The following is a 651-nucleotide window of genomic DNA, read 5'->3' as shown; positions in this document are numbered from 1 at the left end:
ACAAATCCTCCTATGATAACCTCATGGAAGAAAACATTTTTAGATGGTGGTGCTGAAGCTCTGGATAGATCGAAAGGACGGCCACCTATGTCTGATGAAGCTAAGAACAGAAAGAACAAACACTCAGATGAAAAAGAAATGACGTATGAACAACAATTGGAAAGAGAAAATGAACTTCTTCGTTTAGAGATAGAATACTTAAAAAAGTTGCGAGCTTTTCAGATGGATCCGGACGGCTATCTCGAAAAGCACAAGCAACGTTATCATTCGAACTCAAAGAAACGTTCCGATTAAAGGATGTACTGCAGGTAGTTGGTATACCAGAATCCTCTTATCATTATCATATAAAAATGATAATGAAGGAGAATCCCAATCAGGAACTAGAAACATGTATTCTATCTATCTTTGAGGAGAACAATGGCAATTATGGTTATCGTCGTATCCACTTGGAATTGAGAAACCGGGGACATAAAGTCAATCATAAAAAGGTTCAACGTATTATGAAGAAACTAGGTCTCAAAGGGGATAAGTTCATAAGAAAATCACGTAAGTATAGTTCTTACAAAGGGACTGTGGGGACTATTGCGAAGAACCTTATTAATCGCCGTTTTCACACAAATGTCTGCCATCAAAAGTTAACTACTGATATAA

1 protein-coding gene and 1 pseudogene are annotated in these 651 nt (G+C 37.0%); both read left to right on the top strand.

Translation table 11 applies throughout. The annotated features are described in order from the left end of the window. Positions 1-294: pseudogene (locus K9V48_RS30260) on the top strand (helix-turn-helix domain-containing protein); the annotation flags it as partial. A 56-nt stretch (positions 295-350) separates the two neighbouring features. Next, the coding region (locus K9V48_RS30255) for an IS3 family transposase (protein ID WP_368858322.1) at positions 351-651 on the top strand (301 nt) is incomplete at its 3' end.

Source organism: Metabacillus rhizolycopersici (genome assembly GCF_020075705.1).
The sequence above is the reverse complement of the archived record's forward strand: the minus strand, read 5'-3'. Positions and strand labels throughout refer to the sequence as shown.